Below are 25,196 nucleotides of genomic sequence, written 5' to 3'. Positions count from 1 at the left end.
GGCCATGGGTCAGGTTCGGTTCAGCACAGTCCGCGATCTGTTCGAAGCCTATCCGCTGGCGCGCTACGACGTCGGCAAAGCCTCGCCGGACAAGTTGTCGCTGGATTTCCTGCAGGAGGCCGCTGATGCAGGCAACTGGCACCAGGCTGTATCCTTCTGCGCGTATCTGCTCCCCAGGCGCGTGGCCGTCGCCTGGGGATGTCGCTCGCTGCGGCAGATGTTCGACCATTTCGACGGCAACGAAGGCAGGTCGCTCAGCTTTGCGGAGACCTGGGTCCGGCAGCCAGACGAGCAATCGCGTAACAAGGCGTTGGCGGTCGGCAATGCCAACGATCCCGAGCAGCCGGCGACTTGGCTGGCGCTGGCGGCGGGCTGGTCTGGCGGAAGCGTGGTCCCAGCGGAATTTGCCCCGGTCGAAGCCAAGCCAGATCAGACGGCGCGGGCGGTTCGCGCAGCTCTTTTGATCGGACTTTGCCGGCTTGCCCGCGAGTCCAGGGACCGGATAATGACGGCCTGCCTGGAGGATGGTATTCAGTTGGCACGCGGCGAACCGCGCCCTCTGCGCTGACGAGACGATGTGATGGTGCTTCGCTTCAACATCGAGAACGAGCCCAACCTACCCGATGGCGGACCTGTGTCATTTACGGTCACCGGAAGACGTTCGGTCGATATAGGCCGCGATCGTCATCTCGATTGGACATTGCCCGATCCGTCTCGGATGATTTCGGGGAAGCATTGCGAGGTCCATTTTCGCGACGGCTGCTACTGGTTGCACGACGTCTCGACCAACGGCACCTTTCTCAATGGGGCCGACCAGCGCATACGGGGAGCGCATCGGCTGCGCAATGGCGATCGGCTCGTCATCGGCCACTATGTCATTGGCGTTTCGCTGGACCTGGACGAGCGTGCCGAGGGCACTCCGAGCCATGGCGCCCAGCAGCAAGCTCCTCTCGCGCAGCAGCACGCCGATTACCAGGAACTGTGGGCTCCCGGTCGCGACGTGCCGCCGCCAATCGACCCCCAGCAGTTGAGAAAACCGCGCGAAGCAGCGCGGCCCGTCAATGCGGAATTCCTGGACTGGGCGGCGAGCGTTCCGCCGGCGGGCGTCGACCCCGTCCGGCATTCACCGCAGATGCCTCAACGGGAGCCGCCTCTGCACGACGACATGAGCTGGGCAGCCGGTCCCGCCGCCACGCCCAAACCGCCGTTCGACGTGCTGCACGCGATGCCGACGCCGCGCCGACCATCGGTCTGGGCCGAGGATGAAGCGGCTGTCCCGCCACCGCCGGCGGCGCCACCGGCAGGGCATGCGGGAGCGCCGCGGCCGCAGGTGGCCGAGCCGGCACCGGCTACGGCCACCTCGATCGGCAATCCCGAATTTGCGCGCCTGGTGGCACGTGCTGCCGGACTGCCGGACAATTTCTTTGCCGACAAGACCGAGGCCGAACTCGCGGAGCAGCTCGGCATCATCCTGCGCATGACCGTGGAAAACTTGATGGCTCTGCTGCAGGCGCGGACCCAGGCCAAGCAGCTGACGCGCAGCACCAGTCAAACCACCATCCAGGCCATCGAGAACAATCCGCTGAAATTCTCGCCGACCGCGGAAGACGCGATGCGTATCCTGTTCGGGCCGCCGACGCGCAGTTACCTCGATGCGCCGCATGCCTTCGCGCAGGGCTTCAAGGATCTCAAATCCCATCAATTGAAGACCTATGCGGCAATGCAGCATGCCGTCAGCGGGCTGATCGCCAGTATCGATCCGACGCTGATGGCGCGCGAGCTCGAGCTTCAGCGCGGCGCAAGATCCTTTTTCGGCTCGAACAAGAGTAAGTTGTGGGATGAATTCTTGACGCGCTGGAAGGCGCATCTCGGTCGCGACGAAAGCGCGCCGATCGATACCTTCATGCTGCATTTCTCTGAATATTACGACCGCGCAGACAAGTCGGGGTCAAAGTGAACTGTCGGTGACGATGCCGTCGCCGATCATTGCCAAGTGGATGCAGGAATGTCCTGGTACAGCAAAGTTTTCTGGTCGGAAGGTCTGTTTCTGCGGCCGCATCATCTGCAGCAGAACGATCGCTATCTCGAGCATCTGCTGGAAAAGCGCGTTCGTTACACAACACCGTACCCGTGGGGCTTTGCTCAGCTCGAGATCGACAACGATCTTACTCAACAGAGCAAATTCGCCGTGCGCAGTGCGACCGGCGTCATGCCCGATGGAACGCCGTTCGATATCCCTGCTGACAGTCCGATCCCGGAAGCCATCGAAGTGCCGGATTCGGCCGCAGGCCAGATCGTCTGGCTGATGATGCCGGTCGCGGCGCCCAACACGCGGGAGGTGGATGAGGATCGCACCGACAGCGCAAGTCGTTACGTTCGGACGTCCGAAACGTTCATCGATTCAACCTCGGCGCTGCGCATCGAAGAAGAGATTGACATTGTCTATCCGCGGCTGTCGTTCGAGCTGCGCAAGACCAGCAAGCCGGGATACATGGGTCTCGGCATCGCCCGCATCCTCGAAGTACGCGACAAGAACATTCTGTTCGACGACAAATTTGTGCCGCCGATGCTGGCGTGCGCCGCACATCCGGTCGTCGATGGCTGGCTCAATCGCATCATTGGCTGGGTTGAGACCAAACTCGACGAGCTTGCACGCTACGCGGTCGATCCTTCGTCCGGCGGCGGTTTGCAGAGCGTCGATTACCTGGTGCTGCAGGTTCTGAACCGAACCATTCCCGTACTGACTCATTTCAAGCGGTCCGGCAGCGTACATCCCGAGCGGCTGTACGAAGAGCTACTGAGGTTTGCTGGTGAGCTTGCGACCTTCGCGACGACCGAACGACGCGCGCGGGACTATCCGGCATATGATCACGACAACCTCGAATACGTCTTCACGCCGCTGGTACGCGACATCCAGGATTTCCTGAGCGCGCGGCTGGGCAGGCGGGCGATCCGTCTCGAGATCATCGAACGCGCCCAGAACGCCTTTGTATCACCGATCCGCGATCGCGCGTTGTTCCGAAATGCGACCCTCGTGCTGGAGGTCGCCGCGCGGCGGCCACTGGTGGAGATTCAGAACGAATTCCCGCACCTGTTCAAGGTCGGGCCCAATACCAAAATGACCGAGATCGTGCACGCAAACCTGCCGGGTTTGACCTTGGTGCATCTGCCGACGCCGCCACCGCACATCCGAGCCATCACAGACCACGTTTATTTCTACCTCGATCGCAAGTCGCCGCTGTGGCCCGAGTTCAGCACTGCGGCCTCGATCGGGATGCATTTTTCCGGCGACTGGCCGGAGCTTGAGTTGTACCTTTGGGCCATCCTGGAAGAGCGGCCATGACCGACAGGGACAAGCCGGTTAATCCTTTCGGTCGGGGTGAGCGGACCATCATCCGTCCGAATCCCGGCGGGAAGATGCCGCCGGCTCCGGCTCCTCAATCTCCGGCGGGCGAGGGACCTGCAAGCCGTCCAGCGTATTCGCCATCGCCCGTGGCTTCGCCTGGTGCCCCTTCGTCGCCGTCATTTTCTCCTGTACCGCAGAGCGCAAGCTACGCCGCCCCGCCGACCAGCCAGCCGTCCGAGGAATGGATTTCGACACCGGCGCAGGCTCAGGCGCCGCAACTCTTGCCGCCCGGACCGCCCTTGCGGGTCGACGATCTGGTTGCGCCAAATGCCAATCCGGTGATACGCGCCGGCGGCCCTTTGCTGCAGTTGCTTGGCCGGCTGCGAGTAGCGTTGATGCGGGCGTCATTCGCGAGCCTGATGGAGCAGGTCGCCGACGCCATCAAGTTCTTCGAAAAGGATATCCGCTCGGCCGGCATTTCCGAGCACCAGGCCAACACGGCGAAATATATCCTGTGCGCTACCGCCGACGATATTGTGCAACACATCCCGACCGACGATCGACACGTCTGGGCGCAATACTCGATGCTCAGCCGGTTCTTCGGCGAACGCGTGGGCGGCGTACGCTTCTTCGAGATCCTCGACCATTTGAAGACTGATCCGCTGGTCAACTACCCGGTGCTCGAGCTCCAGCACGCCTGCCTTGCGCTCGGGTTCCAGGGCATTCACCGGACGTCGCCGGGCGGGCTTGCGAACCTCCAGGTGATCCAGCGCAACCTCTATGAAACGCTGCGCCGGGTTCGGCCCAAGCCGACCAACGATTTGTCGCCGCACTGGCGCGGGCAGGCCTTGGCCGGTCGGCGGAAGCACTTGCGTATTCCAGTTTGGCTGGTGGCGGCCGTGGTCGCCGCGCTGCTGACGGGATCCTATTTTGTCCTGCGGACGTTGCTGGCTGGCCGTGCAGAGAATGCTGCGGAAGTAGCGCTGGCATTGCATCCCGGCGATCCGATCGAACTCAAGCGCCGCGTCGTTGCGCCACCGCCGCCTCCACCTCCGCCGCCACCCCCGGACCGCATCACCCAGTTGCAGCGCATTCGCAACGCGCTTGCACTGGAGAAGACGGCCTGCGCCATGACGGCGGATCAGACGGCGAGCTTCATCGTGATCAGGGTCTGCGATCTCGCATTGTTTGCCTCGGGTCAGGCAACCATCCTGGATGGTTTCAAGCCGATCGCGGCCCGGGTTGCGGCGACGCTCGACAGGGAGCCCGGCCGAATCCGGGTGGTTGGCCATACCGACAGCTCGCCGATCCGCACCGTGCGTTTCCCCTCGAATTTCGAATTGTCGGTCGAACGCGCCAAGGCGGTTGCCGCCGCGCTGAAACCCGGCCTGGCCGACGGTTCGCGCGTCGACGTCGACGGCAAGGGATCGGATTCACCAATTGCCAGCAATTCGACACCCGAGGGGCGTGCCAAGAACCGTCGGGTGGAAATCTTCATCGAACGTAGCGAATAGCGGACGCCACAAGCTCACGCGATAAGCGACAGGTACCGGTAAATGCTCGCTAAGGACATTCTACGCATCGTTCTCTATGGAGTCGGGCTCAGCTCGCTTGGGGCGGTGATCTACCTTGCCGGTCCCTTTATTGCTTTCGGCGACTGGCATCCGTTGGAAAACCACATCATTCGCCAGATCGCGATCCTGCTGCTCGGCGCTGCGGCAGCAGGCGTCACCGGTCTTCATTTCTTCAAGCGACGCAAGAATGCCAAGGAAATCGCCGACGGTGTCAGCGGTGCGGATCAGGCCGTCAGCGACGAGCCGGTGCTCAAGGAGCGCATGAAGGATGCGCTCTCAACACTTAAGACTGCGAGCGGCAACAAGTCCGGTTATCTCTACGATCTGCCCTGGTATGTCATCATCGGCCCGCCCGGCGCCGGAAAGACCACGGCGCTGGTGAATTCGGGGCTCAAGTTTCCGCTCGCGCGAGGGGCAACGCCGGCGGCGATCGCCGGGGTCGGCGGCACTCGCTACTGTGATTGGTGGTTCACCGAGGAAGCGGTGCTGATCGATACCGCCGGTCGCTACACAACCCAGGATTCAAACAGCAAGGCCGACAAGGAAAGCTGGATCTCCTTCCTGGATATCCTGAAGAAAACTCGATCGCGCCAGCCGATCAACGGCGTTCTCGTCGCAATCAGTCTGGAAGACGTGCTGACGCTGCCGAAGCAGGAACTCGCGCTTCATGCCGATGCCATCAGGATGCGGCTCCTCGAACTGCATCAGCGGCTGAAAGTGAGCTTCCCGGTCTACGCGCTGTTCACCAAGGCCGATCTCGTCGCCGGCTTCACCGAATATTTCGCGTATCTCGGCGAGGCTGGCCGGCGCCAGGTCTGGGGCGCCACTTTCCAGACCGCCGACAAGACCCAGAACCTGGTGGGGCAGGTCCCGGTCGAGTTCGATCGCCTGTTGGAGCGCCTGAGCGAGGAAACGCTCGACCGTCTGCAGGACGAGCCGACGCCGCAGCACCGGGTGCAGTTGTTTGGCTTCCCGGCGCAGATGGCGCGGCTCAAGCCGCAGATCCACGATTTCCTCAACCAGATTTTTGAGCCGACGCGATATCACGTGAACGCCAATCTGCGTGGGTTCTATTTCACATCGGGCACTCAGCAGGGTACGCCGATCGATCAATTGATCGGATCGCTGGCGCGTACATTCGGCGCGGAGGAAGTCGGTGCAGGAGCCTACTCCGGAACCGGCAAGAGCTATTTCCTCGCCGATTTGATTTCGAAGGTCATCATCGGTGAGGCTGATTGGGTCTCGACCGACCGTGCTGCGGTGCGCCGCGCCCTGATCCTCAAGACCGCGGCGCTGTCGGTGATCGGTTTGGTGGCGATCGGACTGATCGGTGCGTGGCTGACCAGCTACAAGCGCAACTCCGACCTGATCGAGCAGAGCTTGCAGGCGGACAACGAGTATGCCGCCGCCGGTGCGCCGCTCATCAAGCAAACGCTGATCGCCGATCACGATCTCGACAAGGTGCTGCCGCTGCTCTATCGGCTGCGGAACGCCCCCGCGGGCTACGCCTCACGGAATGAGCCGGTAGCACTCTCGGCGCGCTACGGGCTCAGTCAGCACGCGCGCCTGTTATCGCCTGCGAAGGCGGCCTATCACACCGCGCTTGAGCGCATGTTCAGGCCTCGGCTGCTGTACCGTTTGGAAGAGCAGCTCAATGCGCGCATCGCCGAGCCTGCCTTCGTCTATGAGGCGCTGAAGGTCTACCTGATGCTCGGCGGCCTGCAATCCCCGGACCGCGAGCTCATCCGCTCCTGGATGCAGCGGGACTGGGCGGATAACCTCTATCCTGGCGCGACCAACGCGGAAGGTCGGCGTCTGCTCGATGAAAATCTCATGGCAATGTTCGACCTCGAAACCGAGCAACCGCCGCTGGTCGAGCTTGATGGCCGGCTGATCAAGCAGGCGCAGAATTCATTGGCGCGCCTCAGCGTCTCGCAACGTGCCTACGAGTTCCTGAAGTCAGAGGCTCGTGGATCGACCGCCGGCGACTGGATCGCCAGCCGCCGAGGCGGTCCGGACGTCGCAGTCGTGTTCGAAACCACGACTGGGCAGCCCCTGGACAACGTGCGGGTGCCCGAGTTCTTCACCTATAACGGCTTCAATCAGAAGTTCATCGCTCGACTGCCCGGATTGTCGGAGCGCATGAAGCGGGAGCGGTGGGTCTTGGGTGACGCCGGCCAGCAGTCGGCAATTGACCAGCAATATGACAACCTGGCTGGCGATCTGCTCAGCATCTACTCCAATGATTTTGTAACGGCGTGGCGTACCGCGCTCGGCAGCCTGCGTCTGAAGAAATTGCTCGCGGACAAGCCGAAATACGAGGTGCTGAGGTCGCTTTCGGCGCCGACCTCGCCGATGCGGCAAATCCTGGAATCGGTGCGCGATGAGACCATGCTGACCAAGGAACGCCCGAAGCCGGCGAGCACCGGAACGCCGGCCGTGCCGCCCTCGGTGACCACGCCGGCGCTGTTCAACAATGCCCAGGATGGTACACCGGGCGCGACGATTGAGTCGCAGTTCAAGCCCTACCATGCAGCGCTTGAGGGGGAGAGCACCCGCCGGCCGATCGACTCGACGATCGCAAACCTGAACGACATTGCGCAAAATCTGACGCTGATGATCGAGAATCCGCAACTGACGGCGCAAGCAACTGCCGGGCTTCAGACCCAGGTTGCCGCGCTGCGCAACAATGCCTCGCGTATGCCGCCGCCGTTTTCCGATATGCTGCGGGCGGCAGCCGCGGAGTTCGAAGGCAGCATCGCTGCCTCCACGGCCGGTCAGATCCTGCAGTCATTGCGCGATCAGGTCACGCCGGTCTGTCAGCAGACGGTGACCAACCGCTACCCGTTTGTCCGCAGCAGTGGTCAGGAAGTCCCGCTCGCTGATTTCGCCAAGCTGTTCAGCCCGAACGGCGTCATGGACAAGTTCTTTACTCAGTTCCTGGCGCCTTATGCCGATACTTCGCGATCGGACTGGGTCTGGCGGAAGGAGAGCCCCGTCGGACGATCGTTCTCGCCCGACACGTTGAAGCAATTCCAGAATGCCGCCTATATCCGCGATGCCTTTTTCCAAACTGGCGGCGGCGTGCCGGCGGTGTCCTTTGCGATCCGGCCGCCGGCTGCCGCCGGACCGGGCATCACGGTCAAGACCGAGATCGGTGGCACGACGATCAACAGCCCCACCACACCGGGACCAGCCGCAGCTCCCTCCATGTTTGGCGCGCCGCAACCCGCTGCTCCGTCGCCGCCGCAGAGCAATTCGCCGACGACGGTCCTCTGGCCCGGCCCATCGCCGCGGACGGCAATTTCGGTCAGCAACGAGTCCGGCTCGCCATCCGTACTTGAGCGCATCGGCCCCTGGTCCTTGTTCCGAATGCTGGAGGCTGGCTCGCTGGTTGCCAAGGCGGAAACCGCCAGCGCAACCTTCATTGTTGCCGGACGTGAGCTCAACTATCAGATTTCCACCGGATCGTTGCGCAATCCGCTAAACCTGTCAGTGCTCCGCGAGTTTCGTTGCCCGACCGGAATATGACCATGCGATGCGGCTTATTCGGCAAGATCGGCGCGAAGCGCGATTTCATCGCGATCGCGACGCCGCGCAGCTTCCTGGAAGTCTGGGAGCCGTGGGTGCAGGCTGCCATCTCCGCGAGCCGCCATCAACTCGGCTCCGCCTGGCAGGAAGCATTCCTGACCGCGCCGGTTTGGCGGTTCTGGCTTGGCGGCGCGATCTGCGGCACCACCGTCGCAGGAGCGATCATGCCGTCGCTTGACGGGGTGGGGCGATACTATCCGTTGACATTGCATGCGGTGCTGGATGGTGACGCCGCGCTGCCGCCGCCGAACATCGATCCGCAGGACGAATGGTTTGCGCAAGTGGAGACATTCCTGCTCTCGACCCTGGACCGGGCGGCGACGTTCGAGCAGATCTCCGATGCGCTGGATCGTCTCGCGCTTCCGCGTCTGCGGGCGTCAGGGACTGATGGAGCGCCAATCGTGTCGCTGAGTGACACGACGCTGGGAATGGTTTCGTCGGCCGATGGGTTTGCCGAGTCGTTCGGCACGCTCTGCGGCGCGAACCCTCAAATCTATGCCGCGGCTAGTTTCTGGTGGACCGCCGGAGGCGAAGGGTTCCCGCCGATCGCACTCTGTTGCCGCGGATTGCCGGATCCGTTTCACTATTCCACGCTGCTGACCGGCGACGTCAGCCGCGCGGTAGCCGGGACGGGATGACGCGCGATGGTACACGTCCCGTCCTTGTTCGATGTCGGTAGCGTCACTCATGCCGGACGGGTGCGGGCGCGGAACGAGGATTCGTGTCTGGTCAGAACCGACGTCGGCCTATGGGCGGTCGCTGACGGCATGGGCGGTCATGAGGCAGGCGATCTTGCCAGCCGCATCGTGGTACAGTCGCTTGATGCGATCGCCGCGCCGGACTCCGCGGCGGACCTGTTGGCGCAATGCGAGGCGCGCCTGTTCAGCGCCAACCAGCAGATTTTGGCACTCAGCCAGGCAAGGCAGGGTGCCACTGTCGGGACCACAACGGCAGTCCTGCTCGTACGCGACGACCATTATGCCTGCATATGGGCGGGAGACAGCCGGGTGTACCTGATCAACCGCCATGGCATCACCCAGGTGTCGCACGATCACAGCGAGTTGGAGGAACTGATCGCCGGCGGCGCGCTATCGCGCGAAGAGGTCCAGGATTGGCCGAACAATGCCATCACCCGGGCTGTCGGCGTTGTCGCCGACCCCGAGTTCGAGGTGGTGACCGGTCCGGCCGAACCGGAAGACATCTTCGTGATTTGCAGCGACGGCTTGACCCGACACGTGCAGGATGACGAGATTCAGCAGCACGCGGCCACTCGCCTTGCCCAGACAGCATGCGACGACATGCTTGCGCTCGCGCTCGATCGCGGCGGGCTCGACAATGTTACGATCGTGATCGTGCGATTGCTCGCGCCACGATCCTCAGAGCCCACGAGGACGCCGCTCGATCAGGAGCCGCGAGCATGACCGCGAACGATCCGTTTCGATCATCCTACCGCGGTGTGCCGGCCGGCACCCGGCTCAACGGCATCTACGAGATCGAAGCGATGATCGGGGCAGGCGGTATGGGGGAGGTCTACCGATGCCGCGAGATCCAGACCGGATCGCCCGTTGCGGTCAAGATGTTGCTGCCCGACATGGTCGACAACGAGGCGGCACTTGCGCTGTTCCGCCGGGAGGCGGCGGCACTTCACAATCTTCCGCATGAAGCGATCGTTCGCTACTTCCTGTTCACGGTCGAACCCGTGCTGCAGCGCCCCTATCTCGCGATGGAATTCGTGAATGGGCGCTCGCTGTCGAACATGCTCGACGATGGGCCGCTGACCTTCGAAGCGCTGATCAAGTTGATGCAGCGGGTCGCATCGGGCCTGCACGCCGCTCACGAGCACGGCATCATCCATCGCGATGTCTCCCCCGACAACATCATTGTGCCGCTCGATGATGTAAGGCGGGCGAAGATCATCGACTTTGGTATCGCCCGGTCTACCCAGATGGGTGACAAGACCATCATCGGCTCCGGCTTCGCCGGCAAGGATAATTACGCATCGCCGGAACAGGTCGGCTTGTACGGCAATGATGTCACCGCGAAGTCCGATGTCTACAGCTTTGGTCTCGTGCTGTTCCAAGCCTTGACCGGGCAGAAGCTCGATATGGGCGGAAGCCAGTTTCAACTGGTCGAGAAGCGCCGGCGTGTGCCCGATCTCGGCGCAGTGGATATGCGTATCAGGCCGCTTCTCGAGAGAATGCTGCAGCCGGACCCGGCCTTGCGCCCGACCATGGCGGAGGTCGCCAACTGGGCGCCGGCGGCTTCGGCTCAGCCGTCTGCCGCACCGCTCCACGGCTTCGATCCGTTGGGGAGGCCGGAAGCCGGGACGTCTGCGCAGCTGGAGCGGGCGCCATCAACCACGCGGAACTCTCCCCGCGTCTGGCTCGGCGCCGGCGTCGCAGCGATGCTGCTTCTGCTGGGGGGCGGTGGGTACACCTTCTATAAATTTGTGTGGTCGTCATCGGGTCAGGCGGCCTTGCCGCCACCGCCGAAACTCGCCGCGACACCCGCGCCGCCGAGGATCGAGCCTGCTCCGCCACAGCCAGCACGTCAGGAGCCGGTGAAGCTGCCGCCTCAGCCGACGGTGACGCCGTCTTCGTCGCCCGATGGGCCGGGTCGAGCCGAGCGCATCCGCAGATATGTCGCCCAATATGCGGGCGGCGACTGCTTCTTCATCCTGCCTGTTGCAGTGAGCTCCAGCGCTGCCGTCATTGAAGGCTTCGGCGCCTCGACCGCCCCGTTCGATACCTTCGACAAGGCGTTTCGAAAGGAGCAGGGATTTGAGGCTTCGGTCGGCGTCAGGCAGGTGAATCAGGCACAATGTCCGGCCGTCAAATTCTTGAGTCAGGTCGGAAGCGATCAAGCGCGTGCGCCGCGCATCAACCTGTCGGCGACGGAACTGAAGGCCGGCGAAACCCTGAACGGGACCATCGAGAATTTTGCCAACCGGGTGGTGGAACTGCTCATGGTCTCGGATCGCGGCGAGGTGCAAAGCCTGTCCTATCTCCTGAAGCCGGGCATCGACTCGCTTTCTTTTGCCCTGCCAATGGCGCGCTCAACCGGTCCGCAGCTCCTGTTGGTCGTTGCGGCCCCGCGTGTTCTGGACTCGCTGCGCCAGCCGCGACCGATGGCGGCCGACACATTCTTCCTGCAAGCGATCAGCGAAGCTCAGCGCGGCAATGTGACCCTCACGGCGGCCGCACGCTATGTGATGCTCACGAATTGAGCTGCTCGTCAGAACTTGCCGATCATCAAGATCTTCAGGTCGGCATCCGGCTTGAAGTCGCTTGCCGTGAATTGACGCGAGTTGCTGGCAGATGACGGCATGAGCCGTCCCGGACAAAAACTGACCAGACGGTCGTCGCCGCCCGGATCGATCGTCAACGTGAAGGACCGGATTGGACCCGCCCAGTTCGCGCCCGTCTTGAGCACGTAGGAAATGCGCCGCTCCTGCAGCTTTGCCGCATTGTCCTGGCTGTTGCCCGTGCGCTTGTCCAATTCGGCAAGGAACGCATCTGTGACGCAATACTCTTTCCTGTACCGCTCGACTTCCGGACCTAGCGCTGCGCTGCGACGCAGACCCGAGCGCAGGACCGTGTCAGGGCTGGAGCCGACGCTCGGGCGATACTGATGTTCGACGATGACGGTACGCGCGGGTGGAAATACTTGCTCGCGAACAGCTGAAGTCTTGGTTATCCAGCCGGGCGTGTATTGCTGGCGGCCGTTGTCGCTCATGCCGGCAGGCATCAGAAGGCCATCATCGATCAGCTTTGTGCGGGTTGTCGCCGGCAGGTCGGCCACCCGGATCTCCCGATCACCGAGCGGCAGCAGGGATAGCTTGAACTGACGGAGAAGGGCCGTGACATCCCTATTGCCGACCATGGCGCGCTGGTCGATGGTCAGCGGCACCGGGTTGCCGTCGATCCTGGTCTCGAACTCGACGAAGTTGACCGGATTGCTCGATGGAAGCGCAATGTTCTCGGCTTCGGACAGGTCGATGTCGGGCAGCGGAAAAGCGACAGTGAGCGCAACCGGCTTGCTCGTCTGGTTGACGAATTGGTAGCGAACGTTGACCTTGTCCAGCCCGATACGAAGCTCCTCGCTCGCCATGGTCACATCCTTGGTGCGAACGAATTGCAGCCCGCCGATGGACAATTCGGCGGCGGAATCGTTTGCCCGCGCGGGCCAGCTGGTTGCGGCCAACAGGGCGATCATTAGGGCTCGCGACCGCAACGACAGCCCGCTTAACGCTCCATTTGCCATGCCGGCCTCCATGCGGCGCCGCGGCGTCTGCCCGTGTGGGGTCAATCGATCGCCTGGTAAAGCTCTCCCCATTCCGGCTTCCAGACGCCATCCCGGTCGCAAACCACGATCGCGAGCTTCATGTCATTGGCTAGCCGGATTGCGCCGCGAAAGGCGTCCTGGGCCGGCATATGGGCGCTGACCTGGTCGCTGCTCAGGCGTCCCCCGCTTGCGGCGGCTGGCAACACGATCGACCCGGAGGCGCCCCCATCGTCGCGCCTCAAAACCAGAGTAATCGCGTCGGGCTGGATTTCGCTGACTTGCTCAAATCTGTTTTTGGCCATGATTTTGCACTGCAAGCTGAAGGAGTTCGGACTATCACCGTCCAGTGAAAGAGTTGAACGGGATTGGGGTTGCTAGCCACTAATTGACGCTGCGCTCGCGCAGTCTTGGATTAGTCGGACTGACGCCGCATTCGGTTCGGTTACATTGAGGCGGATATGTTTCGTCGATCTAGCTGGATCTGGCTTTCTATCGTCGGCGCGGCCTTCGCTGCAACCGGCGCAAAGGCCGACGATGCCGTCGTGCGAAGCTTTGCCGGTGGTTCGGCTGCCTCCATGGTAGGGATCGTCCCGGCCGGCCAGGACGTCGAACTCGGGGGCCCGCAAGCGCTCAGCGCTGACGGACAGGGAAACCTGTTTGTGCTTGATCAGGTCAACGGCCGCATTCTGCAGTTCGACCCCAAGCAACCGAACACTGCGCCTGACATCCTGAAGATGCCTGGCGATGTCCAGCCCACCGACCTCGTCGTCCGTAACGACGACATCATGGTTTGGGACGGCGGCGTACGGATGCTGAAGGCGGCACCGGGACAGTCCACGCGCGGGGTAGGCGGAGACGTGATCCAGCTTGAGGAAGTTTCGTCCCGCGGCACGGACGACCAGGTCGCCGTTTCGGCCTTCGCCCAAATGGGCTCGCAGGCGCTGAGCAGTCCAACCGACTTGCTCGATCAGAACAGCCGCGCGGCCATCGTAAGGACGACGCGACAGCCCGACCGGCAGTATATCGCCTCGCGCAGCAAGGGATCGGTGATCGCTGATATTATTCCCGACAAGGGCAATGCCAGCGTTCGGGTCGAAATCCAGACCATGGTGTCCAACGAGACCATCGGTCAGCTCGGCCTGCGTGTCCGCAACCAGCTCGGCACCGTGGAGTTTCTCGAGATCGACAACAGTGATCGCTTCTACTTGCTGGCCGAGGACATTCCGCCGTCGGGCAAGAATGCCGCCACATTCGTTGCACGCTATGCCGCGAACGGACGCCTGGAGGGCATCTACGAGTTGCCTTTGGAAAACACGCCCGTGACCCGGCGGTTCGTCACCGTCTCAGGCGATGGCGATGTTTATTTTCTGCGTACCAAGCCGGAGGGGGTTGAGGTGGTTGGTGTCGGCTTCCGGCCCATGGGGAAGGTATCCGTCATTGACGTCAGGCCATCGCGCACTCCGGCCGCACCGGCGGCGCAGCCGGATATCAAGTTCAATGCGACCGCCGCCGTGCGGCCGTCCAATCGCCAGCAGGCGATCGAGACGGCCTTCGCCTTTGAGGGTGTCCAGTGGAAGTTGACACAGGCGAACTACGGTAGCGATCCCGACAGCCAATGCTCCGGTTTCAGCCGTATTCGCCGGCCGTGGTATCTGCAGGGCAAGGTAAACCAGGAAGTGCGCGGCGTGCCCTATTGCTGGGGTTGCCACGGTTCGCTCGCGAACTTCCGGCAGCGGATCGAAAGCGGGACGCTGGCAGGCAATGTCTGCACCCGTAACGAGCCACGGCCGGATGTGGCCGGCGTCGACTGTTCGGCATTCGTCAGCGCCGCGTGGGGACTTTCCGTCCACTACACGACCGCCGCCATCCCCGCGATCGCTGCACCCGTGACGAACCCCTGGGACCTCAAGCCTGGTGACGCCCTGAACAAGCCGGGTTCCCACGTGATGTTGTTCCTGCGGTTCACGCCGGATCGCAAGGCGGAGGTCATGGAATCCTCGACGGGTGGCTGCAACGGTCGCGTCTGCCGCAACGTCTATCCGTTGGCAAGCCTGCTGGCGCGCGGCTACGTTCCGGTCCGCTTTCGCGCCTTCGCAGATGATCAGACGACTGTTTCCGCGAACGCCTATCAGGAGAGCGAGGCGCCGGCAGGCCGCAAGACAGCGAACAAGCGGCGCTGAACCTGGGAACTTGCTCGGGCTACAGATGAACATGGATCACTGCCTGCGGGCTGGTTTCTGGAGGTCTGGACGGCATCCTGCCGCTCTACCTTACCGGTGTGGTTCCAGGGCAGACCTGCTTGATATCGAGGTGGATCACGATGCGAAGGCTCAAGGGCTTTGATCAAAAGACCGGTTGGCTGTGTAGCGCCATCCTGCTCGCTACGTTGGTCGGCCTGCCACTCCAGCGCGCGCATGCGGCGGGAGAACTGTCGATAAGTAACCCGGACGGTGCGGCCCTCCGGGCGCTCGTCATCGGCGTCGACGACTACCAGCATGTACGCAAATTGAAGGGCGCGGTCGCCGACGCCAATGACATCGTGTCCAGCCTGAGGACCATGGGCGTCAGCGATGTGGTCGAACTGACCAATGCACAGGTCGATAGGGCAAGCGTGCTGCGTGAGATCAGCTCACTGGTGGAGCGGACAAAGAGCAACGACCTCATCTTCCTGTCGATCGCAGGTCACGGCACGCAGGAGCCCGAGCGCATCAAGGGCTCCGAACCCGACGGAATGGAGAACGTGTTCCTGCTGCCCGAATTCGCTACTACGCCGGCCGGATCGGCCGAGCGCATTCTGGGAAGCGAATTCAACCATTTCATCCGGCAGTTCGAATTGCGTGGCGCGAAAGTGATCTTCGTTGCGGATACCTGCCACGGCGGTGGAATGGTGCGCGATATCGATCCGCGTGCGGCAGAGATGAGTTTTCGACAGGTGCCGCGCTACACGCTGCTGGTTGATGAATTGAAGCCGGTGTCGAGCAGCGACGACCCGAAGTCCGAACTCGATCTCGACCACACTGCGTTCATCGCCGCCGTCGATCGAAACACCAAGGCGCCGGAAGTGCGGATCCCCGGGATCGATGGCCTGCGCGGCGCACTGAGTTATGCCGTCGCGCGGGCAGTGGAGGGCAGCGCGGACATCAATCATGATGGCAAAGTGACTCTGAAGGAGCTTTTCAGCAATGTTCGGCAGGTGGTCTATCAACTGTCCGACCAACGCCAGAACATCGTGACGGTATCGTCGCCGACACAGAGGCCGGAAACCGACGTCGCCTTCGAACTGACGCGCGGCGTGGTGCTGATCCAGGGGACGGCCGCAAGAGCTGCCTCCGGTCAGGCTGCTACCGTCACGCCCGCCGAAAAACAAACCCCCACGCCGCCGGCCGTTACGGCCACGTCACAAACCGCTCCAACCGGCGTCGCCGCGACCGGCCCGGCCGCGCCCAGTGCCGCGCTGCCGCCCTTCCGTCTCACCACGCCGATCCGTTTGGCGGCGCTTGACGGCAAGATGAACTATTTCGCCGGCGTCAAGCCGCAGGATGCCAGTGTGCAGGCCGTTCAACCAACTGATAATCCCGACCTGATCTGGGACCCCGTGTCGCATGACGTCATCGCCTGGGGCGATGTGGTCGCCTATGGTGTTGACGTTGCCGGCTTGACGACAGTGGTCAACCGAACTGCAGCCATTCGGGAGCTTAAGCGCATGGCGACGCGGTCGCCGCAGGTGATGCGTATTTGGCCGGATGATCGACAGCAGCGCAGCGGCCAGACCGTCGAGGTCGAATTGTCCGACGTCAGTTCACGCGCGGTGCTGCTGTTCAACGTGTCCGGTGATGGAACTATCCAAATGCTGTATCCGGTGGGCTCTGATGCCGCGCTGGCGCGATCGGCAAATCTGCGGCTGCCGCTTCGGGTAGGTGAGCCGTTCGGTGCCGAGCAGATCGTTGCGGTGACCTCGCAGCAGCGGATGGTTGACCTGGAGACGGTCCTGATGCAGCTCAACCGGCGTCGTGCCTCGGGGCAGGTCATCAAGAGTCTGGAGCGCTACCTGCCGGCGGACGCGCGGATCGCGTCGATCGGCTTTTTCAGCGTTCCCTGACAAACTTGGGAAAGCAGGTCATGTCGCCAGCGGAACTGGTTTGCCGCAAGCAATCATGGCTCGTGATCGTGCTGGTGCTGGCGGGAAGCGAGGTCGCGTGCGCGGCGCCGCTGCCGTCGGCATCTCCATCTGCAGGTGCGACGAACGCTCAATCGGTCCGGCGCGTACAGGCCCCGCGCGGCCCGGCAAATGCTGCCAGCGTGTCGCTTGAAATCCTGCCGGGTCCAACGGTCAACATTGGCAGCAAGGTGTCATTCGGCGTAACCGCCAGGAAGCCCGGGTATCTCATGCTGGTGGATGTTGATGCGGAAGGGCGCATGTCCCAGATCTTTCCGACTGCCGAGCTATTGGCGCAGTCGGTCGGACCCGACATGAATCTTGTCAAGCCTGGCGTCCAATTCATTGTTCCGACCCCGGCGGCACAGCAACGTGGATTTGAGTATGTCGTCGCGCCGCCGGCCGGGTCCGCTGTGATCGTTGCGATCCTGAGCGAGCGGCGTGCGCAATTGCTCGATTTGCCAGACATTCAGCGCAAGCTTCAGGGGCCGGCCGACACGTTGAGCTATCTGTCGGACTGGACCAGTCAGCTGCGTGTACCGGACAGCGGCAGCGGAAAACTGGTGCCGAACAATTGGTCGTTCGACATCAAATCATACTCCATCAAGTAGGTAAGCGATCCCGTTGCTACGGCTTGCTCAGGCGGCTGAAGCAACCGCCCCGCGCGATCATGTGGTGAATGTCCTGGTGGCCGAGGCTGACGTTCAGCTTCTTCAATGCAGGGCTCTGCGGCTGAGCTCCCTTGCCCTCAATCGTCGCCAAACCACGCTTTACCGATCGCGGAAGAGACGGCGGCCCTTCCACGATCTCGGGCGCGCCGCCGTGCATACCGTCCTAGTTGCAGACCTCAACGTTGCCGGTACCGCCGCCGGGACCTCCGCCGCCACGGTAATCGAGATGACATCCGCGACGGACCGGGCGGCACAGATATGCATCACACATGATCTGGCCGCTACCACCCGAGGGTCTTGCAGTCGCCTGTCGTCGTCGGGGAATATCGGCTTGCGGCTCGGAGATATCGCGTAGCGAACGATTCGCGCGCGACGGGCGCTCGTCCATGTTACGCTTCGCCACCGGCTTTTTCCCGCGGCGCTTTTCGCATTGGTTGTCCTCGTTCAGGAACGAGCCCTCGGCGCAGGTGATCTTGCGGCACTGATCGCCGTCCGCCCTGTAGCCTTGCTCGCAGATCAGCGGGCAAACGCGGGCCGGTTTCAGCTTGATCGCATCGAGCACATCGAGGCTTGCGAGCTTGACGTCAAATTTGGTCCCGGCGTGCCGGTTGAACAGGGTCAGGGAACGACGCGAGGCCGCGTTCCACTCGCCGTCGACCGAGCCCGTGAAACAGCCGACCCGGCTCAATTCGCTCTGTACTGATTTGGCAAGATCCTCCTGTGGCGCCGCCGGGTTCAAGGCGGCAACCTTCGCGCCCTCGCTAGTCTGGGAGGGGGGTGGGGGTGCAAGATTGTCCGGCCTGGCGCTGTCGAGGGCGGGTCCGTTCGGGGAAAGCATGGCGACCGTTGAGGATTGGGATGCAGTCCGCTTCCGTTCGGCCTCGGTCGCTTGTTCCTGCGCTGCCTGCTTTGTTCTTTCAGCCGCAATACGGGCATCCTCCGCAGCCTTGAAATCTGCGGCGGCTTTTTCCTGCTCGGCCCGCTGGGCACCTTCGGACACAAGCCGAGCTTGCTGCTGCTCCGCTTCCTGCGCCTTCTTGGTCGCGGTAACGCGTGCGTCCTCGGCGTCGATCTGATTGAGCTGAAGCTTGGCCAGATTTGAGTAATAGCCGTCGGGATGCTGGGCGAGGAACGCACTCATGGCAGCCTTGTTGCCGACCTGCAGGGCCAATTCGTAGTCACGACGAGTCTCCGACGAGGCGTTGGCCGGCGGCGGCGTCGGCTCCTCTGCCTTTGGCACGAGCGCAACGTCGTCGCCGCCCAACGAGCCGTAGACGTATGGCTCCTGTCGATTGCCGGTAGCTTGCAAGACATCGTCGCGGACGAAGCCGAAAGCCCTGCGCAAATCGAGTCCAGGCTTTGCGATATACTTGACCAGTGCTGTCGCGTATGGACTGTTCGTGCTGTTGCCGTCGAGCGCGGTCAGTCCGGCTTTCGCCGCAAACGCGATCAGCGTATTGGATACGGCGGGTTCCACCCGGGCGAGCCCGCGGCTGATCGCGCGCGAAGCGACGGTTCGTTTCATCGTGTCGGCAAATGGATTGTTGCGACAGGCGTCAACGATCACGACGCGCAGCTGCCTGGCGGGCTCGATCGCCAGCAGGATACGATCGAGCGAGAAGGCCTCATCATAGATATCGGTGTCGCGTTCAAGTCTGGCATCCGTCGGGATCAGATAATTCGTCCCGTCGATCTCGATGCCATGACCTGCATAGTAGACCACGGCAACGTCTGCATCGCGGGCTTGATCGGCGAAATCCCTCAGTGCCCGCCGCATGTCGCTCGAGGCCAGGTTGAGCCGAGACTCTACCACATCGAACCCGGCGCCCTTCAGGGTCGCGGCGATAGCGGCAGCATCATTGGCAGGATTCGGAAGCAGCGGCGCGTTTTGATAATTGGAGTTTCCGACGACCAGAGCCACTCGCTTCGTCGCCCAGGCTGGCTGAGACGCCAGGAGAACTGAAGCAGCAAGAAGAACAAAAACTCTGAGGTGTGTGTACAAGCGCATGGCGAACGTCCGAATTCGGCCCGAAACAATGGCAGCTTTACCGAAGATGGCCGCGCACAGACTCCACTGCGTCAAGCGTTACGAGCGCCGGCCTACCTCCGTACAGTAACAATCTTGAGTCCAATCCATTCCTGATGTTGTCGTTCGGGGCAGGGAGGACGTTCAAGCGCACACGGAAGAGTGTAGGGGTCATGGCGAGCATCCGAACGACATCGGGCGGCTTGTAAGCTATTGAGATGGTTGTCTTTTTGTCTTTTGCGCAGGGCGGCTGGGAGTGCCGGCAACCGGCAAGGCTCGCCAAGCGAAGTTCCATCCCTTGATAGTGAACTCAGAATTGAGTGCGCATCGTCCGATGCGCAAGCGATGCTCGTGCCGAATCGTGAGGTTGGGACGGGCGCGTTGTTGGTTCCTGTGGCGAAGGGTCAACCGGCTGGTCTCGACTGTTTGCGGCAGCCGCGAGCCTGTTCCATGGGACCGCGAACTGCGCCCATCTGGACGCAACGCCAATCCGCTCAAGCTGAGACGTGCGGGTCCGTAACAAGGATCGCGGCGCGACTGCTCAGGAAAATCTGAACATGCTCGCGTCGAGCTGTCCCGGTGTGATCCCGATCAGCCAGGCCGCGTTGCCTGCGGCATCGGTGATGATGGTCGAGGCGATGCCAGCGGCGTAGGTCTCGGCGGCCTGCACATCGGCAAACGAATGCAGCGATGTCCCCACGAAGTTCAGGATGTCATTGACACCGCCCGCGTTGAAATCCTGGATGACCATGACTTCCGACGCCGTATCGTCGATGGTGAAGGTGTCGGAACCGCCACCGCCCCAAGCGTAGTCGACGCCACCGCCGCCATTAATCACATCGGCACCGGTGCCCATCAGAAAGACGTCGACGCTACTGCCGCCGGTAACTGTATCGCCGCCATTGGAGCCGTAGATGTAATTCTGGCCCGAACCGCCGTAAATGACGTTTCCGTCGGTCTCACCCGAGGAGATGAAGAGGTTGAGACCTGCGCCGCCATACATCGTATCGATGCCTGCGCCGCCGTAGAAGTAATTGGTGCCCATGTCGCCGTAGAGCACATCGTTTCCGGCTTCGCCGTAGATCACATTCACGTCCGATGCCGACGCTCCACCAGTGCCATCGAGCAAATCATTGCCTGCGCCGCCGAACAGGTAATTGAAGCCGGCGCCGCCGTAGAGGACATCGTTGCCGTCTTCGCCGAGCAGCACATCGAGGCCGTCGCCGCCATAGACGGTGTCGTCGCCAGCGCGGGCATAGGCGTAGTCGTTGCCGCCGTTGAGATAGAAAATGTTCGGGTCGGTCGTACCGACAAATACGTCGTTGTATGCGCCGCCGACCAACCCCTCGATCGAATTGAGCTGATCCGTGCCAAGCCCGGGCGCGGTGACGACCGGGCTGGTGAGATAAATGAGAAGATTGCCTGTTGCGCCCGAGAAGTCCGCGAGATCAAGTCCGCCACCGCCATTGAGGGTGTCGTCTCCAGGTCCGCCGCTCAGCGTATCGCCTTCGGCACTCCCGTTCAGCGTATCGTCCCCGTCCAGCCCTTCGAGCCAGCCGCCGTAGGATGGCGCGGTCAGCGTCTCGGCCAGCGATGTTCCAAGCGTCACCAGGGACAACGTCTGGTTCGAAAACTGCTGAGTATTCACGCCAATCAGAGCGGCGCTGCCAAGTGGCGATCCCGCGCGCGTGTCGGTGAGAATGAAGGAGTTGCCGCTGCCGCGCGATATCTGGAAGGCGCTGAGCGGTGCAGCGAATAAGGCCGTGTTCTGGGCGAGCGGGTCGCCGAAGGCGGTATCGTTGCCGCCGCTCAAGATGAACGTCTTGGTCCCCGAGCCGCCGTAAAGCAGATCGTTGCCTGCGCCGCCGTCGATCGTATCGCTGCCGTTACCCCCGTAGAGCACGTCGTCGCCGGCGCCACCGGCGAGTGCATCGTTGCCGTTAGCCCCGTAAAGCCGGTCGTTGCCTGCGCCGCCGTCGAGCGTGTCGTTGCCGTCACCGCCGTAAAGCAGGTCGTTGCCGTCACCGCCGTCGAGAAGATTGCCCCCTTCATTGCCGATCAGCCAATCGTCGCCGTTGCCGCCGTAAAGCGAGTCGGTGTCGGTGGTTGCCGTGAATGCAAAACCCAACGTGGCATAGATGAGGTCATTGCCATCATCGCCATAGAGCTGGTCGGCCCCGCTGCCGCCGTCGATCGTATCGTTTCCGGCATCACCGTGGATGACATCCGCGTCGCCGCCGTCGCCGCCATACAGGTTCCAGCCGGGTGTGTCGCCCCATAGCTGATCGTCGCCGAGACCACCGTAAAGGACATCCTTGCCGGCATCGCCGGTGATGTAATCCGCACCCGCTTCGCCGAGCAGGATATCGTCTCCGGCGCCTCCCGACACCGAGTCGTTGCCATTGCCGCCGTAGACAATGTCGTTCCCGGAATTGCCGTTCAGCGAGTCGTTGCCATCTTCGCCGTAGACGACGTCGTCCCCGGGGCCGCCGCTCAGATAATCGAACGCGCCGCCACCGACGACGGTGTCGTTGCCGGCTTCACCCGAGAGAAAATTGTTGGCGGGGTTGTTCGCCAGAACCGTATCGTTGCCGGCCAGGATTGCGCGCCACAGCCCTGAAATATCGAGGCTCGACGTGATGGTGTAGCTGACCCCGGTGATCGATTCCCAAAGCGACGCCCCGTCGCTGGACGTCCAGCTAATCCCGGTGACGACACCGCCTGTCAGACTGCTTCCGCTATAGGTCAGCCCAGTCCCGATGATGTTGATCAGACCGTAGGTGGAGCTGGGCAGTCCACTCGGATAGATGGGATCAAAGCCGAACTGCAAACCCCAGGGTTCCGCGACGAAATCAGTTTGCGGCTCGACGATCTGCCAAATCGGATCGCCGTTGGGAAACGACGCAAACATGAACGGTTCGGGATGAGGACTGATCGTATAAACGGCCATGCTCAACTCCGGCAATATGGGCCAACGAGGGCGCTCGTTAAAACCTTAGGTTACGCATTGCGGGGCGGTTAGAAAGACCCAATTGGGTGATGCACCGGGCCCCGATGCAGTTCCGGCACACGGGGTCGGGCGAGGGCTGCCGCGCCGAAGCCCCGAACCGGCGCAGGCGGGTGGCGTCCGACGTCCCGCTCGCTCATTCCATCCGCGCAAACAACTCCACCAGCGTCTCACGCAGCCAGCGTTGCGCGGGCACGGTGTCGTTGCGCTGGTGCCAGAACAGGCTGACGACGCGCGGCGGGGCCGGCAGCGGCACCGGCATCGCGTGCAGATCGGGCGCGTGGCGGGACTGCGCGCTGAGATCGCGCGGCAGCACGGCGATCAAATCGGACTGCCGCAGGATTTCGTAGGCGGTGTTGTAGTGATTGACGGTGGCGACCAGATTGCGCGACAGCCCGCGCGAGGCGAGGAACTGGTCGTAGGTCGGCAGCGTCCTGCCGGCGAGGCTGACATCGACATGCTTGGCGGCGAGGAAGCTGCGGGTGCTGAGCCGCTTCTGCCTGGCGAGCGGATGATCCCGCCGCATCATGCAGGCATACTCGACGGTCCACAGCGAGCGTGAGCGGATCACGGCCGGCGGCTGCTGCGCCTCGTTGACATAGACGCTCAGCACGCAATCGACCCGGTTGTCTTCGAGCCGGTCGCCGATCTCCAGGATGGTGTTGGGCATGGTGTGGATGCGCGCGGACGGCGCCACGTCATTAAAGCGGTTCAGCAGCCGCGGCATCACAAGCGAGGAGACGTAATCCGACATCGACAGGCTGAATTCAGCCTGGGTGCGCCGCGGATCGAAGGCGTCCTCGTCGAGCGCGTGGCGGACGTTTTCCAGGGCGTCGCCGATCGGCTCCCACAGCGCCACGGCGCGCTGCGTCGGGCGGATCCCGCTTGCGGTGCGGACGAACAGGGGGTCGCCGAGCGCGTCACGCAACCGGGCCAGCGCGTTGCTGACGGCGGGCTGGGTCATGGTCAGCGCGCTCGCGGCGCGCGTGACGCTGCCCTCGGTCATCAGCGCCTCGAAGACTTTCAGAAGGTTGAGGTCGAGCGTGCGGAAGGCCATCGGCAATATTCACATTGGTGATGTACCAGATAATAATTATAAACTATTCCGATAATGCCGATTTGTCTATCATTCCCCGATTGACCCCGCGGCGCGTGCCGAACCGTGGGCGCAGAGGGGGATTTCATGTCGATGATATCGGCGCGCATCGAGCGCCTGCCGTTCGCGCGTTTCCATATTCACCTGCTGCTGATGGGCGGCCTGGGCTATCTGTTCGACGCGATGGATGCCGCGGTTCTCGCATTCATCCTGCCGGTGCTGCGCACCGCGTGGGGGCTGTCGAATGTCGAGACCGGCGTGCTCGGCAGCAGCACCTTCGTCGGCTATCTATTCGGCGCGCTGCTAGCGGGGATGCTGGGCGACCTGATCGGCCGCCGCGCGGTGATGATGTCGGCACTCGCGCTCTACAGCGCGGCCTCGCTGGCGAGCGCGGCGGTGGACAGCTGGCCGTCGTTCTTCGCTGCACGCGTTGTCGCCGGTATGGGCACCGGCGCGGAGAGCGCGATCATCGCGCCATACCTCGCAGAGTTCGTGGCGCGGCGTTACCGCGGCAGCTTCACCGGCGCGCTCGCCGGCTTCTTCTCCTTCGGCTTCGTCGCTGCGGCGCTGCTCGGCTATTTCATCGTGCCCGCCTACGAGAACGGCTGGCGCATCGTGCTGGTCATCACCGCCGTGCCGGTCGTGATGCTGTTGTGGTGGCGCCGCTCGCTGCCGGAATCGCCGCGCTGGCTGGAAAGCCGGGGCAGGGTGCAGGAAGCCGAGGCGGTGCTCGACAAGATCGAGGCCAGCTTCGCGCGCGAGGGCCGCGTGCTGCCGCCTGCGGTCGCAGAGCCCGCTGCGCCGGCCGCATCGTCGGGGACACTGCTGAGCAATTTTGCCGCGCTCCTGGCCGGCCGCCAGGCGCGGATCACCACCATGACCTGGATCATGTGGCTGTCGATCACGTTCAGCTACTATTCCTTCTTCGTCTGGATTCCCGGCCTCCTGGTCCAGAACGGCATGAGCATCACCAAGAGTTTTGGCTACTCGCTCGCGATGTATTGCGCGCAAGTGCCCGGCTATTTCACCGCGGCTTGGTTCAACGAGCGGATCGGAAGGCAGGCCACGATCGCCTCCTACATGCTGCTCGGCGGCGCCGGCGCGCTCGGGCTCGCTTTTGCCAAAAGCGACGGACAGATCATGCTGGCCGGCCTGCTGCTGTCGTTCTTCATGAACGGCACCTATGCAGGTGTCTATGCCTACACGGCCGAGGTGTTTCCGACCGCGATCCGCACCACCGGCGCCGGGCTCGCATCTGCGATCGGCCGCATCGGTGCGATCATCGCGCCGATCCTGGTCGGCTATCTCTATCCCAATTTCGGCTTTGCCGGCGTGTTCGGCGTCACCACGTCCGTGCTGTTGATCGGTGCCGTCACCGTCGTGCTGATGGGCGTGCCGACGCGCGGTCGATCGCTCGAAGACATCGCAACCGAAGCTGCGTGAAG

General features: G+C 62.8%; 17 protein-coding genes. 12 read left to right on the top strand and 5 right to left on the bottom strand.

The features are described 5' to 3' along the window. Positions 1–4: 4 nt before the first annotated feature. The 8 genes from WDM24_RS25625 to WDM24_RS25590 all read left to right on the top strand — a co-directional run bounded on the left by WDM24_RS25625 (position 5) and on the right by WDM24_RS25590 (position 11,737). Positions 5–568: a DUF6931 family protein gene (locus WDM24_RS25625; RefSeq protein ID WP_338827601.1), complete on the top strand. Its 564-nt coding sequence runs from the start codon at positions 5–7 to the stop codon at positions 566–568. 12 nt (positions 569–580) lie between these two features. Beyond that, positions 581–1,957: a type VI secretion system-associated FHA domain protein TagH gene (gene tagH / locus WDM24_RS25620; RefSeq protein WP_338827600.1), complete on the top strand. Its 1,377-nt coding sequence runs from the start codon at positions 581–583 to the stop codon at positions 1,955–1,957. Between the two features lie 48 nt (positions 1,958–2,005). Continuing rightward, entirely contained in the window at positions 2,006–3,343 is a 1,338-nt protein-coding gene (gene tssK, locus WDM24_RS25615; protein WP_338827598.1) for a type VI secretion system baseplate subunit TssK, read from the top strand. A gap of 284 nt (positions 3,344–3,627) precedes the next feature. After that, complete coding sequence (gene tssL / locus WDM24_RS25610) at positions 3,628–4,860, top strand: type VI secretion system protein TssL, long form (protein WP_338827597.1); 1,233 nt, start codon at positions 3,628–3,630, stop codon at positions 4,858–4,860. A gap of 42 nt (positions 4,861–4,902) precedes the next feature. Next, a complete protein-coding gene (gene tssM / locus WDM24_RS25605; RefSeq protein WP_338827596.1) occupies positions 4,903–8,451 on the top strand; it encodes a type VI secretion system membrane subunit TssM in 3,549 nt (1,182 codons plus the stop codon). Then, complete coding sequence (tagF, locus tag WDM24_RS25600) at positions 8,448–9,149, top strand: type VI secretion system-associated protein TagF (protein WP_029080209.1); 702 nt, start codon at positions 8,448–8,450, stop codon at positions 9,147–9,149. Before tssM ends, tagF begins: the two co-directional genes overlap by 4 nt. Positions 9,150–9,155: 6 nt before the next feature. After that, positions 9,156–9,932, top strand: coding sequence for a PP2C family protein-serine/threonine phosphatase (locus WDM24_RS25595; RefSeq protein WP_029080210.1), 777 nt, complete (start codon positions 9,156–9,158; stop codon positions 9,930–9,932). Then, entirely contained in the window at positions 9,929–11,737 is a 1,809-nt protein-coding gene (locus WDM24_RS25590; protein WP_338827592.1) for a serine/threonine-protein kinase, read from the top strand. The genes WDM24_RS25595 and WDM24_RS25590 overlap by 4 nt, the downstream gene beginning before the upstream one ends. A gap of 8 nt (positions 11,738–11,745) precedes the next feature. Here WDM24_RS25590 and WDM24_RS25585 read toward each other — a convergent pair whose 3' ends face one another. After that, positions 11,746–12,726, bottom strand: coding sequence for a DUF4424 domain-containing protein (locus WDM24_RS25585; RefSeq protein ID WP_338827590.1), 981 nt, complete (start codon positions 12,724–12,726; stop codon positions 11,746–11,748). Between the two features lie 89 nt (positions 12,727–12,815). Next, the gene (locus WDM24_RS25580; protein WP_029080213.1) at positions 12,816–13,097 is read right to left on the bottom strand and encodes a hypothetical protein; all 282 of its coding nucleotides are present in this window, start codon (positions 13,095–13,097) and stop codon (positions 12,816–12,818) included. 156 nt (positions 13,098–13,253) lie between these two features. On the opposite strand from WDM24_RS25580, the gene WDM24_RS25575 reads away from it, so the two are divergent. The 3 genes from WDM24_RS25575 (at position 13,254) to WDM24_RS25565 (ending at position 17,562) form a co-directional block, all read left to right on the top strand. Further along, on the top strand, positions 13,254–14,975 hold the full coding sequence (locus tag WDM24_RS25575; protein WP_338827587.1) for a hypothetical protein: 1,722 nt from the start codon (positions 13,254–13,256) through the stop codon (positions 14,973–14,975). 140 nt (positions 14,976–15,115) lie between these two features. Then, positions 15,116–16,894, top strand: a complete 1,779-nt coding sequence (locus WDM24_RS25570; protein WP_338827585.1) for a caspase family protein — start codon at positions 15,116–15,118, stop codon at positions 16,892–16,894. Positions 16,895–16,914: 20 nt separating this feature from the next. Further along, complete coding sequence (locus WDM24_RS25565) at positions 16,915–17,562, top strand: DUF4384 domain-containing protein (RefSeq protein ID WP_338827583.1); 648 nt, start codon at positions 16,915–16,917, stop codon at positions 17,560–17,562. Between the two features lie 223 nt (positions 17,563–17,785). Here WDM24_RS25565 and WDM24_RS25560 read toward each other — a convergent pair whose 3' ends face one another. From WDM24_RS25560 to WDM24_RS25550, 3 genes are all read right to left on the bottom strand, one after another. Next, the gene (locus tag WDM24_RS25560; protein WP_338690098.1) at positions 17,786–19,543 is read right to left on the bottom strand and encodes a caspase family protein; all 1,758 of its coding nucleotides are present in this window, start codon (positions 19,541–19,543) and stop codon (positions 17,786–17,788) included. 646 nt (positions 19,544–20,189) lie between these two features. Further along, on the bottom strand, positions 20,190–22,598 hold the full coding sequence (locus WDM24_RS25555) for a calcium-binding protein (protein ID WP_338827581.1): 2,409 nt from the start codon (positions 22,596–22,598) through the stop codon (positions 20,190–20,192). A gap of 193 nt (positions 22,599–22,791) precedes the next feature. Then, positions 22,792–23,712: a LysR family transcriptional regulator gene (locus WDM24_RS25550; protein WP_414645626.1), complete on the bottom strand. Its 921-nt coding sequence runs from the start codon at positions 23,710–23,712 to the stop codon at positions 22,792–22,794. Positions 23,713–23,838: 126 nt separating this feature from the next. Between WDM24_RS25550 and WDM24_RS25545 the strand changes: the two genes are divergently transcribed. Next, a complete protein-coding gene (locus WDM24_RS25545; protein ID WP_338827577.1) occupies positions 23,839–25,194 on the top strand; it encodes an MFS transporter in 1,356 nt (451 codons plus the stop codon). The last annotated feature ends 2 nt before the right edge of the window (positions 25,195–25,196 follow it).

The organism is Bradyrhizobium sp. 27S5, assembly GCF_037217225.1.
Taxonomy (GTDB): Bacteria; Pseudomonadota; Alphaproteobacteria; order Rhizobiales; family Xanthobacteraceae; genus Bradyrhizobium; species Bradyrhizobium septentrionale.
This window is presented reverse-complemented; position numbering and strand designations above follow the sequence as displayed.

What these genes read in the sequence shown, in the direction of transcription:
- WDM24_RS25625 (WP_338827601.1), top strand. Translation starts at nt 5, where the DNA reads ATGGGTCAGGTTCGGTTCAGCACAGTCCGCGATCTGTTCGAAGCCTAT.
- tagH (WP_338827600.1), top strand. Translation starts at nt 581, where the DNA reads ATGGTGCTTCGCTTCAACATCGAGAACGAGCCCAACCTACCCGATGGC.
- tssK (WP_338827598.1), top strand. Translation starts at nt 2,006, where the DNA reads ATGTCCTGGTACAGCAAAGTTTTCTGGTCGGAAGGTCTGTTTCTGCGG.
- tssM (WP_338827596.1), top strand. Translation starts at nt 4,903, where the DNA reads ATGCTCGCTAAGGACATTCTACGCATCGTTCTCTATGGAGTCGGGCTC.
- tagF (WP_029080209.1), top strand. Translation starts at nt 8,448, where the DNA reads ATGACCATGCGATGCGGCTTATTCGGCAAGATCGGCGCGAAGCGCGAT.
- WDM24_RS25595 (WP_029080210.1), top strand. Translation starts at nt 9,156, where the DNA reads ATGGTACACGTCCCGTCCTTGTTCGATGTCGGTAGCGTCACTCATGCC.
- WDM24_RS25590 (WP_338827592.1), top strand. Translation starts at nt 9,929, where the DNA reads ATGACCGCGAACGATCCGTTTCGATCATCCTACCGCGGTGTGCCGGCC.
- WDM24_RS25585 (WP_338827590.1), bottom strand. Translation starts at nt 12,726, where the DNA reads ATGATCGCCCTGTTGGCCGCAACCAGCTGGCCCGCGCGGGCAAACGAT.
- WDM24_RS25580 (WP_029080213.1), bottom strand. Translation starts at nt 13,097, where the DNA reads ATGGCCAAAAACAGATTTGAGCAAGTCAGCGAAATCCAGCCCGACGCG.
- WDM24_RS25575 (WP_338827587.1), top strand. Translation starts at nt 13,254, where the DNA reads ATGTTTCGTCGATCTAGCTGGATCTGGCTTTCTATCGTCGGCGCGGCC.
- WDM24_RS25570 (WP_338827585.1), top strand. Translation starts at nt 15,116, where the DNA reads ATGCGAAGGCTCAAGGGCTTTGATCAAAAGACCGGTTGGCTGTGTAGC.
- WDM24_RS25565 (WP_338827583.1), top strand. Translation starts at nt 16,915, where the DNA reads ATGTCGCCAGCGGAACTGGTTTGCCGCAAGCAATCATGGCTCGTGATC.
- WDM24_RS25555 (WP_338827581.1), bottom strand. Translation starts at nt 22,598, where the DNA reads ATGGCCGTTTATACGATCAGTCCTCATCCCGAACCGTTCATGTTTGCG.
- WDM24_RS25550 (WP_414645626.1), bottom strand. Translation starts at nt 23,712, where the DNA reads ATGGCCTTCCGCACGCTCGACCTCAACCTTCTGAAAGTCTTCGAGGCG.
- WDM24_RS25545 (WP_338827577.1), top strand. Translation starts at nt 23,839, where the DNA reads ATGTCGATGATATCGGCGCGCATCGAGCGCCTGCCGTTCGCGCGTTTC.